8 protein-coding genes and 2 pseudogenes are annotated in these 12,476 nt (G+C 71.9%); 9 read left to right on the forward strand and 1 reads right to left on the reverse strand.

All coding sequences use genetic code 11. The features are described from left to right. Nucleotides 1–2: 2 nt before the first annotated feature. Together ACFXOZ_RS09465 and ACFXOZ_RS09470 are read left to right on the forward strand one after the other, a co-directional pair. Nucleotides 3–1,817: pseudogene (locus ACFXOZ_RS09465) on the forward strand (FAD-linked oxidase C-terminal domain-containing protein); the annotation flags it as partial. A gap of 28 nt (nt 1,818–1,845) precedes the next feature. After that, nucleotides 1,846–2,127, forward strand: a pseudogene (locus ACFXOZ_RS09470) (cbb3-type cytochrome c oxidase subunit I); the annotation flags it as partial. Nucleotides 2,128–2,136: 9 nt separating this feature from the next. Here ACFXOZ_RS09470 and ACFXOZ_RS09475 read toward each other — a convergent pair. After that, entirely contained in the window at nt 2,137–2,640 is a 504-nt protein-coding gene (locus ACFXOZ_RS09475) for a hemerythrin domain-containing protein (protein ID WP_380522165.1), read from the reverse strand. 323 nt (nt 2,641–2,963) lie between these two features. On the opposite strand from ACFXOZ_RS09475, the gene ACFXOZ_RS09480 reads away from it, so the two are divergent. The 7 genes from ACFXOZ_RS09480 to ACFXOZ_RS09510 all read left to right on the forward strand — a co-directional run bounded on the left by ACFXOZ_RS09480 (nt 2,964) and on the right by ACFXOZ_RS09510 (nt 12,428). Continuing rightward, complete coding sequence (locus ACFXOZ_RS09480; protein ID WP_380522167.1) at nt 2,964–3,332, forward strand: helix-turn-helix transcriptional regulator; 369 nt, start codon at nt 2,964–2,966, stop codon at nt 3,330–3,332. A gap of 451 nt (nt 3,333–3,783) precedes the next feature. Then, nucleotides 3,784–4,146, forward strand: a complete 363-nt coding sequence (locus tag ACFXOZ_RS09485; protein ID WP_380588840.1) for an STAS domain-containing protein — start codon at nt 3,784–3,786, stop codon at nt 4,144–4,146. Between the two features lie 224 nt (nt 4,147–4,370). After that, nucleotides 4,371–8,462: a HAMP domain-containing protein gene (locus ACFXOZ_RS09490; RefSeq protein ID WP_380588843.1), complete on the forward strand. Its 4,092-nt coding sequence runs from the start codon at nt 4,371–4,373 to the stop codon at nt 8,460–8,462. Beyond that, on the forward strand, nt 8,459–10,714 hold the full coding sequence (locus ACFXOZ_RS09495; protein ID WP_380588846.1) for a SpoIIE family protein phosphatase: 2,256 nt from the start codon (nt 8,459–8,461) through the stop codon (nt 10,712–10,714). Before ACFXOZ_RS09490 ends, ACFXOZ_RS09495 begins: the two co-directional genes overlap by 4 nt. A 109-nt stretch (nt 10,715–10,823) precedes the next feature. Further along, a complete protein-coding gene (locus ACFXOZ_RS09500) occupies nt 10,824–11,255 on the forward strand; it encodes a hypothetical protein (protein WP_380588849.1) in 432 nt (143 codons plus the stop codon). Nucleotides 11,256–11,314: 59 nt separating this feature from the next. Next, on the forward strand, nt 11,315–11,740 hold the full coding sequence (locus ACFXOZ_RS09505; RefSeq protein ID WP_380588851.1) for an ATP-binding protein: 426 nt from the start codon (nt 11,315–11,317) through the stop codon (nt 11,738–11,740). Between the two features lie 229 nt (nt 11,741–11,969). Further along, a complete protein-coding gene (locus tag ACFXOZ_RS09510; RefSeq protein ID WP_380522181.1) occupies nt 11,970–12,428 on the forward strand; it encodes an SRPBCC family protein in 459 nt (152 codons plus the stop codon). Nucleotides 12,429–12,476 lie beyond the last annotated feature (48 nt).

Below are 12,476 nucleotides of genomic sequence, written 5' to 3' on the forward strand. Positions count from 1 at the left end.
CCATGACCGACGCGCGGAAGGTGGACGTGGACCTGGCGGCCCTGGAACGGGCGCTGCGGGAGGAGGTGGACGGCGAGGTCCGCTTCGACCCGGGCAGCCGCGGCGCGTACGCGACCGACGGCTCCAACTACCGGCAGGTGCCGCTCGCCGTGGTGGTGCCCCGGACGGTCGAGGCGGGCGCGACGGCGCTCGCGGTGTGCTCGCGCTTCGCCGCGCCGGTGCTGTCCCGCGGCAGCGGCACCGGCCTGGGCGGACAGTGCACCAACACCGCCGTCGTCATCGACTGGACGAAGTACTGCAACCGCCTGCTGTCGGTGGATCCGCCCGCACGGACCTGCGTCGTGGAGCCCGGCATCGTGCTGGACGAACTGAACCGGCAACTCGCCCCGCACGGGCTCATGTTCGGTCCCAAGCCGTCCACCCACACGCACTGCGCGCTGGGCGGGATGATCGGCAACAACAGCTGCGGCGCCTCCGCCCAGGCCTACGGCAAGACCGTCGACACCGTCCGACGCCTGGAAGTGCTCACCTACGACGGCGTCCGCTTCTGGGCCGGCCCCACCGACGACCAGGAGTACCGGCGGATCGTGGGCGCCGGCGGTCCGCGGGCCCGTCTCTACCGAGGCATGAAGGACCTCGTCGACCGCAACCTGGCCGCCATCCGGCGCGGCTACCCCAAGATCCCCCGCCGGGTCTCCGGCTACGACCTGGACTCACTGCTGCCGGAGAACGGCTTCGACGTGGCCAGGGCCCTGGTCGGCAGCGAGGGCACCCTGGTGGCCGTCCTGCGGGCCGAACTCGAACTGGTCCCGGTGCCGGCCGCCGAAGCCCTGCTGGTGCTCGGGTTCGACGACATCTACCGGGCGGCCGACGCCGTCCCCGAACTGCTCGCCCACAGCCGGCCCAGCCAGCTGGAGGCCGTCGACGGGCGGATGGCCCAGCTCATGCGCGAGGAGCGCGCCTACCTCGACTCCCTGGAGCGGCTGCCCGAGGGCGACAACTGGCTGCTGCTCCAGTTCACCGGCGACACCGAGGCGGAGGCCGACGGCAAGGCCCGGGACCTGCTGCGCGCCCTCGGCCGCTCCGAGGACGACCCGTCCGTGGCACTCTCGGACGACCCGCCGCGCGAGCAGGAGATGCTCAGGGCCCGGGAGGCCGGGCTGGGCGTGACCGCCCGGCCCCCGGACGGCGCCGAGACCTGGGAGGGTTGGGAGGACTCCGCCGTCGCGCCCGAGAAACTGGGCGACTACCTGCGCGACCTGGAACGGCTCTTCGACCGCTACGGCTACCAGCAGGCCTCCCTGTACGGACACTTCGGGCAGGGCTGCGTCCACACCCGGATCCCGTTCGAACTGCGCGAGGGCCGCGGGGTCGAGGCGTTCCGGGCCTTCCTGTTCGACGCGGCCGACCTGGTCGCCTCCTACGGCGGTTCGCTGTCCGGGGAACACGGTGACGGCCAGGCCCGCGGCGAACTGCTGCCCCGGATGTTCGGCGCGCCGCTGGTCGAGGCGATGGGCGAGCTCAAGTCCCTCTTCGACCCGGGCGACCGGATGAACCCGGGCAAGGTCGTCCGCCCGTACCGCGTCGACGACAACCTGCGCCTCGGCGCCCGCTGGCGCCCTGAACCGCACCGCGCGACGCAGTTCGCGTACCCCGACGACGACGGCGACTTCGGGCAGGCCGTCCTGCGGTGCGTCGGCATCGGCAACTGCCGCACCCACCGGGGCGGGGTGATGTGCCCCTCGTACCGCGCGACCCTGGAGGAGGAGCACTCCACCCGCGGACGGGCCCGGCTGCTGTTCGAGATGCTCGGCGGGGTTCTTCGGCCATCCCGAGGTCTACATCGTGGCGCTGCCGTTCATCTCCCTGGCCTCGCTGCTGATCGCCGTGCCGACCGGGGTGAAGTTCTTGAACTGGGTCGGCACCATGTGGAACGGCTCGCTGTCCTTCGAGACCCCGATGCTGTTCTCCCTGGGCTTCCTGGCGACCTTCCTACTCGGCGGCCTGACCGGGGTGCTGCTGGCCCCGCCGCCCATCGACTTCCACGTGACCGACAGCTATTTCGTCGTCGCCCATCTGGACGGCCCGGTGGTCGGCGGTGAGCTGGTCCAGCAGGTCTTCGTCGGAGTGCGCGGCTCAGCCCTCCAGGGCGTCGGCTATGCGGTGCAGCACGCCGCCGGCGGACGGGCGGCGCGGCGCGGTCTCGCGTACGGCCTGCATCCGCTCGCCGATCTCCTGGAGCTCCTTGCGGCCGAGGGCGGCCCGGACCATCGGGAACCACGATGCCTCTTCCTGCTCGATGTGCCGTTCGACGGCGTCGATCAGGACGGCGGTCTTCGCGTCGTAGCCCTCGTCGCCGGGCGACATCCGGCTCAGCTCCTCGCAGAGCACGTCGGCGACGTGGTGTTCCTCCTTGGCCCGGTCCATGTCCTCGGCGAGCCCGGGTACCTCCTGGCGGATCCGGGGGTAGACCAGTTCGTCCTCCAGATAGGTGTGCACGGTCAGCGCCTCGATGATCCGCCGGACCGCATCGGTCCGTGCCCGGTCGTCGCCGTCCTGGGCCAGCCCCCGGTATTCGCGGAACAGACCGCGGACCTCCTTGTGGTCCTCCCGCAGCAGGACGATCGCATCGTTCGACATCGCAGGGCTCCTTCGTCCTCGGCCCCCTGTGTGAACCGGGCGTGTCCCCTGGCAGGGCGGCACCAAACGCGGGCCGTCGGCGGAGCCACCACAGGTGGATCCGCACGGACCGCGCGGTTTACCGCGGCCCTTCCCGGGCAGGCGCACGGTACGTCCCGGCTCCGGAGTGACCACCGGGACGGCCATCGTCACCCGCTGTGGCGGCCGGCACCCCAGGTCGGCCGCCACAGCGGTGCGCTCACCCCGGGCCGGACACGTCGAACGATGCACGAATCCTTTCTCGTGCGTCGGCAATGGTGAAAGACGGGTCCTATCGTGGAGGCATGGACAGCGGCAGGACGACCGACCGGCAGTGGACGTTCCTGACCAACCACGCCCGCGTCCTCGTGCAGATCGCCCGCGACCCGGGCATCCGGGTGCGCGACATCGCCACCTGCTGCCTGCTCACCGAACGAGCCGTCCAACGCATCATCAGCGACCTCGAACAGGCCGGATACCTCAGCCACGAACGCCGCGGCCGCGCCAACCACTACCGCGTGATCGCCGCCAAACAGCTGCGGCACCCCGCCGACGCCGGCCCGACTGTCGCCGAACTCCTCGCCGCCCTGCTGCACCGACCTGCCGACGGCCAGCAGGAAACGGACGGCCATCGGGGCCAGGCGCCGACCACGCCGGAGTCCTCCGGACCGTGACCATGCACGCCTGATGCCGGGCGGGGCCCGCGCCGTCCCGGACGAACCGCGCCGGTGTGACGGACCGATCCGGACGCCGTATCAGGTCCGGCTCTGCCCCGTAACCCGGTTACCCCGTCGGACCGGGCCAGGCGCAGACGCGCTGGGCCGGGTAGCGGGCCCGGTGGCCATCCGCAGGGGCGAGGGTCCAGCCCCGAGCGGGGGCGCCATTGCGAGCACATCAAGGAGAGCCTGCTCGACCACAGGTGGACGAGGAACAGGCCGAGGAGACCGCGGCCACACGGTTGACAAGGAACGTGCCCGACACGGGAGTCGAAGACCGGGAGCCGCAGCTCGACGCACGACATCCCGTCCGGCCGGCGAGGCGGGCCACCGGCGCCCGAGCCGCCGAGTACCGCAGCGGGTGAATCCGCCCTCCGGACACCACCCACAACGGAAGGAGCCCGGAACCATGACCCGCCAACCACCGAACGAGGACGGGTTCACCGTTCAGGTCCACCCGTGGGCCGAAGGAACCGTCCTGGCGCCGTACGGCGAGCTCGACCTGGAAACCGTCGCCGACCTGGAGGCTGCCCTCACCCCGGCGCTGGCCCAGCCCGGCAGGGTCATCGTGGTCGACTGCGCCGGCCTGGAGTTCTGCGACTCCACCGGACTCAACCTCCTGCTCCGGGCCCGGGCCCGCGCGACGGCGGACGGCAGCCGCATCGAGCTGGCCTGCCCCCGGCCGATGATTCGGCGCATGCTCGAACTCACCGGCGTCACGCACGTTCCCGATCCGCGACACCGTCCCCGGCTGATGAGGGAAGGCACCTGACGGCCGGCTGACCACCGTCGAACCGGAGCCGAACCGGCCGAAGAGGCCAGTTCCCGGCCGGTCCGAAGGTCGGCGTTCGCCCGCGCCCTGCGGCCTGATACCTGTCACGGCTGTCACCCTTCGGCCTCCGGTGGCACAGTGGGATCAGGCGACGGCGCTGCCGCCGTCGGGCCGGGGCGCAGTGCACGGCGCCTGGCCGAAGGGCGATCCGGACGGTGGGACGGATGGACGAGCAACTGGCGGCGGGCGGAGAGCAGGCGCTCCGGCAGCTCCTGGCCGGGCTGACGGCCGTCCGCGACGGCGACTTTCGCATCCGGTTGACTCCGGGAATGCCCGGAGTGCTGTCGGAGATCGCGGAGGTCTTCAACGGCATGGCCGACCAGCTGGCCCGGGTGACCTCCGAAGTGACCCGGGTGGCCCGCGAGGTCGGCACCGAGGGGCGTCTCGGCGGCCAGGCGCAGGTGCCGGGAGTGTCGGGCACCTGGTCGGACCTGACCGACTCGGTGAACGCGATGGCGGGCAATCTGACCGGGCAGGTGCGCAACATCGCCCAGGTGACCACCGCGGTGGCCCGCGGTGACCTCACTCAGAAGATCGACGTCGACGCCCGCGGGGAGATCCTGGAGCTCAAGAACACCGTCAACACGATGGTCGACCAGCTGTCCGCCTTCGCCGACGAGGTCACCAGAGTCGCCCGCGAGGTCGGCACCGAGGGCCGCCTGGGCGGACAGGCCCGGGTCGAGGGCGTCGCGGGGACCTGGCGCGACCTGACCGACTCGGTGAACTTCATGGCCGGGAACCTCACCGCCCAGGTCCGCAACATCGCCCAGGTCGCCACGGCCGTCGCCGAGGGTGACCTCACCCGCAAGATCGACGTCGACGCCCGCGGGGAGATCCTGGAGCTCAAGACGACCCTCAACACGATGGTCGACCAGCTGTCCGCCTTCGCCGACGAGGTCACCAGAGTCGCCCGGGAGGTCGGCACCGAGGGCCGCCTGGGCGGACAGGCGGACGTACGCGACGTCTCCGGGACGTGGCGCGACCTCACCGAGTCCGTGAACGTCATGGCGGACAACCTGACCGCCCAGGTCCGCTCGATCGCCGAGGTGACCACGGCGGTCGCCGGGGGCGACCTCACGCAGAAGATCCGGGTGGATGCCCGCGGGGAGATCCTGGAGCTCAAGGAGACCATCAACACGATGGTCGACCAGCTGTCCGCGTTCGCCGACGAGGTGACCAGGGTGGCCCGGGAGGTCGGCACCGCCGGCAACCTGGGCGGGCAGGCCACCGTCCGGGGCGTCTCCGGCACCTGGAGGGACCTCACCGAGAACGTGAACGTGATGGCCTCCAACCTGACCGGCCAGGTGCGCTCGATGTCGGAGGTCGCGACGGCCGTCGCGCGCGGTGATCTCTCGAAGAAGATCACCGTGGAGGCCAAGGGCGAGGTCGCGGCCCTCGCGGGCGCGATCAACACCATGGTCGACACCCTGTCGGTGTTCGCCGACGAGGTGACCAGGGTCGCCCGCGAGGTCGGCACCGAGGGCATCCTCGGCGGTCAGGCCCGGGTGCCGAACGTCGCCGGCACCTGGAAGGACCTCACCGACAACGTCAACTCCATGGCGCACAACCTCACCAGCCAGGTGCGCAACATCGCCCAGGTGACCACGGCGGTCGCCGAGGGCGACCTGACCCGCAAGATCGACGTGGACGCCCGCGGCGAGATCCTGCGGTTGAAGACCACCGTCAACACCATGGTCGATCAGCTGAGCTCCTTCGCCGCAGAGGTCACCAGGGTCGCCCGCGAAGTCGGCAGCGAAGGCCGGCTCGGCGGCCAGGCAGAGGTCGAAGGCGTCTCGGGCACCTGGAAGCGCCTCACCGAGAACGTCAACGAACTGGCCGGCAACCTGACCCGGCAGGTCCGCGCCATCGCCGAGGTCACCAGCGCCGTCGCAGCCGGCGACCTCACCCGCTCGATCAGCGTGGACGCCTCCGGCGAGGTCGCCGACCTCAAGGACAACATCAACGCCATGGTCGGGTCCCTGCGCGACACCACCCTGGCCAACCAGGAACAGGACTGGTTGAAGACCAACCTGGCCCGTTTCTCCGCCGCCGTCCAGGGTCGACGTGACGTCCGGGCCGTCGCCGACATGATCACCGACGAACTGACCGCCCTGGTCGGCGCCCAGTACGGCGCCTTCTACCTCGCCGAGGAGACCGAGGACCACCCCGAGCTCGTCCTCATCAGTGCCTACGGCCGCTCCCTCGCGGACCTCCCGGAACAGCGCCTGCGGCTCGGGGACTCCCTGGTCGGCCAGGCCGCCCGAAGTCGGCGGATCATCGCCGTCGACGACCTGCCGGCCGGCTACGCCGTCATCGGTTCCGGAGCCGGGCGGGCGGACGCCCGGTACCTGGTCGTCCTGCCCATCACCTTGGAGGAACGGCTCCTCGGCGTCCTGGAGTTCGCCTCCGTCCACCCGTTCACCCCGGTCCACCTCGACTTCCTGGAGCAGTTCACCGAGTCCTGCGGCGTCAACATCGGCACCCTGCTCGCCAACGCCCGCACCGACGAACTGCTCGCCGAGTCCCAGCGACTGACCGCCGAACTCCGGGCCCGGTCCGAGCAGTTGCAGAAGGGGCAGGAGGAGCTGCAACGCTCCAACACCGAACTGGGCGAGCAGGCCGCCCTGCTCGCCCAACGCAACGGCGACATCGAGGCCAAGAACCTGGAGATCGAGCAGGCCCGTCAGGAACTGGAGGAACGCGCCCGGCAGTTGAGCCTGACCTCGACGTACAAGTCCGAGTTCCTGGCCAACATGAGCCACGAACTGCGCACCCCGCTCAACAGCCTGCTCATCCTCGCCCAACTGCTCGCCCAGAACACCGGCGGCAACCTCACCGCCAAACAGGTCGAGTACGCGGGCGTCATCCACTCCGCCGGCACCGACCTGCTCCAGCTCATCAACGACATCCTCGACCTCTCCAAGGTCGAGGCCGGAAAGATGGAGATCACTCCCGAGCCCTTCCTCGTGCGCGAACTCCTGGAGTACGTGGAATCCACCTTCAAACCCCTTGCGGACCAGAAGGGACTCCACTTCGAGGTCTCCCTGGACCGCAGCATTCCCGACGAACTCGTCGCCGACCAGGCCAGGCTGCGCCAGGTACTGCGCAACCTGCTCTCCAACGCCGTCAAGTTCACCGACACCGGCCGGGTCGAGCTCCGGATCGAGCGTGCCGAGGGAGCGGACGTGCCGCCCGAGCTCCGCCGGACAACCGCGGTGGCCTTCCACGTCGAGGACACCGGCATCGGCATCGACACCGCCCACCTGGAAACCATCTTCGGCGCCTTCCAGCAGGAGGACGGCACCACCAGCCGCCGCTTCGGCGGCACCGGCCTCGGCCTGTCCATCAGCCGCGAACTCGCCCGGCTCCTCGGCGGAAGCCTCGACGTCACCTCCACACCCGGACGAGGCAGCCGCTTCACGCTCTACCTGCCGGTCACCGAGCCGCAGCAGGAGAACGGCGACCCCGCCGATCCGCTGATCCTCGTGGTCGAACCCGACCCGCCGGGCCTGCTCACCCTTCTCACCCGAACCGCCGTCGAATCCGTGGGCGCGACCGAGGCGGCGGCAAAGGTCGTCAGCGCCGAACACGCACCGGGGCTGCGGGCGGCCCTGTCCGGACCCGGCCCGCAGTGCGTCATCCTCGACATCTCCCGCTCCGGCGAACTCGCACCGACCCTGCTGGAGGAGCTGGCGGACGGTACTCCCGTCCTCGGCTACGCAGGCGACCGGACGCGCCGGCCCCCCGGTGACGCGATCGGAGGCATCGACCTCGTCCACGGACTGGACGACCTGCACGACCGGGTGATCCAGCTGCTCGGCGGGCGCCGTCCCGTACAGCAGAGCCCCGCACCGGCATCCGCCACCGCGGACGAAGCGGTCGCCGGGCGGACCGTCCTGATCGTCGACGACGACATCCGCAACGTCTTCGCCTTGGCCGAGGCCCTCGAACAGGGCGGTCTGAACGTGCTGCACGCCCCGGACGGCAACGCCGGTCTCGCCCTGCTGCGAGCACACCCCGAAACCGCGCTCGTCCTGATGGACGTGATGATGCCCGGGCTGGACGGCTACGCCGCCATCGCCGCCATCCGTGCCGACGAACGCTTCGCCCACCTGCCGGTCGTCACCGTCACGGCGAAGGCCATGCCCGGGGACCGGGAGAAGAGCCTCGCGGCGGGCGCCGACGACCACGTCACCAAGCCGGTCGACACCGGCAGCCTGCTCGACCGGATCCGACAGTGGACGGACCTTCCGTGACCGCCGAGGAGGAGCCCGGGAGGACCACCGCCCGGGCCTTGGCCGCGACCGTCCGCCGACTCCAGGACGCCGCCGCGCGAACCCGGGAGGAGGCCCGACGCAGAACGGTCGTCGACGTGGCCACGGGCATGCTGGCCGAACGGCTCGGGCTCGTGCCCGCCGAAGCCTCCGCACGCCTGGCCCGGCTCGCCCGCGAGGCCGGCGTACCGGTCCCGACCCTGGCCGCCGACATCGCCCGCATCCACGACGCCACGCCCGAGGCCCCCGAGGGCGGCCTGGCCGCCCCGCCGCACCTGACGCCCGCCCTCGCGGCCGAAACCGACCTCCAACGGGCCGCCGACGCGGTCCTGGAACAGACGGACCCGCTCGGCGTCCGCGGCGTGGCACTCTGGCAGCGGCTGCCCGGCGGAGCGCTCGCCCTCGCGGCGCACGCCGGGCTCACCGCCGACGAAGCCGCCGTCTGGAGCCGGGTCCCGCCCCGCGTCGACACCCCCGCGCAGCATGTCGTCCAAGGCGGAACGGCCCTGTGGCCCGGCGACCGGGCCGCAGCACTTCCTTCGATCGGTGCCGCAAACGCGCGGGCCGTGCTGCCGCTGCTGGACGGGGGCCGCTGCCGTGGCGCGTTCGAGGTGCTGTGGTCCGGGCCCGCTCCCGCCCTCGGTCCGTCCCACCGCCGACTGCTGGTCGGGCTCGCCGACCTCTGCGCGACCCTCCTCGGCCCCGTACAGGAGCCCGAACCGGCCGACGAACTCGCCGTCCTGCTGGAGGGGCTGCTCTCTCCCGCGCTGCTGCTGGAACCGGTCATCCGGGGCGGGCAGGCCACTGATTTCACGCTCGTGCGGGTCAACACCCGCTTCGACGACCCGCTGGGCCGCCCCCGGCAGGCGCTGGAGGGTGCCTCTCTCCTGGAGACCTACCCGCTCGCCTGCGCCACCGGGCTCTTCGAACGGCTGCTGCGGGCCCACCGCACCGGCATCCCCCTGCCCGGCGAGTCCGTCAAACTGGGCTTCACCACGGGACGACTCGCGCTTCCCGCCGACACCCAGCTGGCCATCGCCCCGTTCGGTGGCCGGCTGGTGGTCGGATGGCAGCTGGGGACCTCACCGTCCGACGACGACCAGCAGGTCGCACTACTGCGCCAGGCACAACGGCTGGCCCGCGTCGCCGGATTCGAGGAACTCCCCGGCCAGGACGTGATCCGCTGGAGCGACGGCCTGCGAGAACTCTTCGGCCTGCCGCCCGAAGCCGCACCCGTCCCACTGCGCCACCTGACCCGGCTCGTCCACCCGGACGACGAACCCGCCGTACGGCGCCTGGTCGACACGGTCCGACAACGACACCGCACCGCCTCAGGGGTCTTCCGCCTCGCCCTCCCGGACGGCACGCACCGCTACGCCCACGTGATCGCCGAGCCGCTGCTCGACGACGACGGCCGGCTCCTCGCAATCCGCGGCGCCTACCACGACGTCTCCGCGCAGCACCGGACCGAGGTCGCGCTCGACGCCACCCAGGAGCGCCTCGCCGACAGCGAGAAGCAGGCCTCTGAGGGTGAGCAGCTGGCGCTGCGGCTGCAGCAGGCCATCCTGCCCAGCGCACCGCCTCCGCTCGCCGCGATGGGGCTGCGCGCCACCGTACGCTACCGGCCGGCCGCACAGCGCGACCGGGTGGGCGGGGACTGGTACGACGTGCTGCCGCTGCCGGACGAGCGGGTACTGCTCGCGGTCGGCGATGTGGCCGGCCACGGCGTCGGCGCTGCCACCGGCATGGTCGCCCTGCGGCACGCGCTGCGCGGTCTGGCCGTCACGGGTGCCGGGCCGGGCCGACTGCTGGAGTGGGCGAACGCTGTCGCACTGCGCGAGCCGGGCCAGGTGACCGCCACAGCCGCCTGTGTGCTCTTCGACCCGGCGGCAGGCCAGCTGCGCTGGGCCCGCGCGGGCCATCTGCCGCCGGTCCGGTTCAGTGGCGAGGGAGCGGAACTCCTGCCACTGCCCCACGGGGTACTGCTCGGCGCTCTGCAGGAGGCCCGCTACGAGGAGCGGACCGTGCGGCTCGGCACCCACGACGTACTGCTGCTCTACACCGACGGCCTGGTCGAACGGCGGGACCGCCCGGCCGAGGAGTCCGTGGACGAGCTGATCCGGGCCGCCGGGCCGCCCGGCCCCGACCTGGAGCACTACCTCGACCGGCTGCTGGCCCTCAGCTCGGCCGACACCCAGGACGACACCTGCCTGATCGCCGTCCGGGTCGAATAGGTCGCACAGAGCGGGCGGCGGCGTGTGCGCGCAGCGTTAGGAGCGGACGGGTCCGGGTAGGCGCGGCCGAGTGAGGGGGTGGCCGAGACCGGGACCGAAAGGGACTCCCATGTTGCTACTGCTAGGACTACTGCTGACGGCGGCGTCCGGCACATTCGCCGGACTGCTGATCGCGGACAACCTCTCCGGTGGACCCGAGTACCAGGTCACGGTGCTGGGCAACGACCTCGTGACGCTCAACAGCCTCGGCGTCTTCCTGTCCGGCGTCGCCCTCGCCCTGCTCTTCTGCCTCGGCCTCGCCCTGATCGGGCTGACCAGGCGGGCCCCGCGCGGCCGGCCGCGGCCGATCACCCACCGGGCACCGTACCGCCGGGCCCGCCCGGCGCAGCCCATCGGGCCTGTCGAGCCGCTCGCCCCGCCGGTGGAGGCGGAAACCCCGACACCGGAACGGCGGGCCGCCGAACAGGGTGGTCGGGCCGCCGGGATGCCGGAGGCCGAACCCGCACGAGGCGGCCGGATCCGGCACCTGTTCGGACACTGACAACAGAGGAGTGGCAGAGCCCGGACGACACGGCGGAGGAGCTCGGGAGGTGCTGACGGATGACCAGGGCACCGCTGGCCGCCGCTTCGCGCGCTCACGGCGGGGTACGGGCTCGAGGACTGCGGCTGTCGCGGCACGCGGGGGCCTCGGCCGAGGCCCGGGCCCTGACCGTCGCCTTCCTGGCCGACGTGGCCGATCCCGTCATGGCAGTCGACGCCGCGCTCCTGGTGGCCGAACTGGTGGGCAACGCCGTACGCCACACGGGTCAGCCGGGCTGGCTCCTCCTTGTCCGCCGCCCCGACCTCCTACGGATCGAGGTCAGCGACTCCAGCCCCCGTCCGCCGGTGCCGCGTCGCCCGCGCGGCCCCGGTGAACCGGGCGGCCACGGCCTGTTGCTGCTGGACCGCCTCGCACTGCGCTGGGGCTGGCGTCGGTGGGGCCCGGGAAAGGTCGTCTGGTGCGAGCTGCGGATTCCGGCTGGTTGACGGTCCCTGCCAGGCGCCCGGAGCACTCCAGCAGCATCACGTGCACGAACGCCTGCGGCAGGTTGCCCCGCCCACGCCTTGCCTCCGGAACGCACGGACTCGGCCACCCCACGCAACCCCGGCGCGTCCCGGTCGGTTCGTCCCGGCATCCGCGCTTACGACGGCGCGGGCCGGGCAGGCGCTGGGGCGGCCGGGAGGGACCCGGTCGGTGACCCCGAGGAGGCACAGGATGAGCATGGTCAAGGAGTCCGTCGAGGTCGGCGTCCCGCTGCGCACCGCCTACAACCAGTGGACGCAGTTCGAGGAGTTCCCCCGGTTCATGGAGGGTGTCGACTCGGTGACCCAGCTGGACGACCGGCACAACCACTGGCGCACGAGCATCGGCGGCGTCAGCCGTGAGTTCGACACCGAGATCGTCGACCAGCTGGCCGACGAGCGGATCGCCTGGCGCACCATGGACGGGGAGGTGCAACAGAAGGGCGTCGTGACCTTCGAGCGGCTCGACGACCGGCACACCCGCGTCAACATGGCCATCGACTTCCAGCCCGAAGGCATGGCGGAGAGGGCCGGCGACCTGTTCGGCGTCGTGGACCGCAGGGTGAAGGGAGACCTTCACCGGTTCAAGGAGTTCATCGAGCAGCGCGGCCGGGAGGAAGGCGGCTGGCGGGGCAGGATCTCCCCCGCCTGAGGTCCCGACCTCGACCACGACGTCCGGTGGTGCCCGAACGAGCGGGCA

Origin of the sequence: Kitasatospora sp. NPDC059160 (assembly GCF_042755465.1) — a bacterium.
Classification (GTDB): domain Bacteria; phylum Actinomycetota; class Actinomycetes; order Streptomycetales; family Streptomycetaceae; genus Kitasatospora.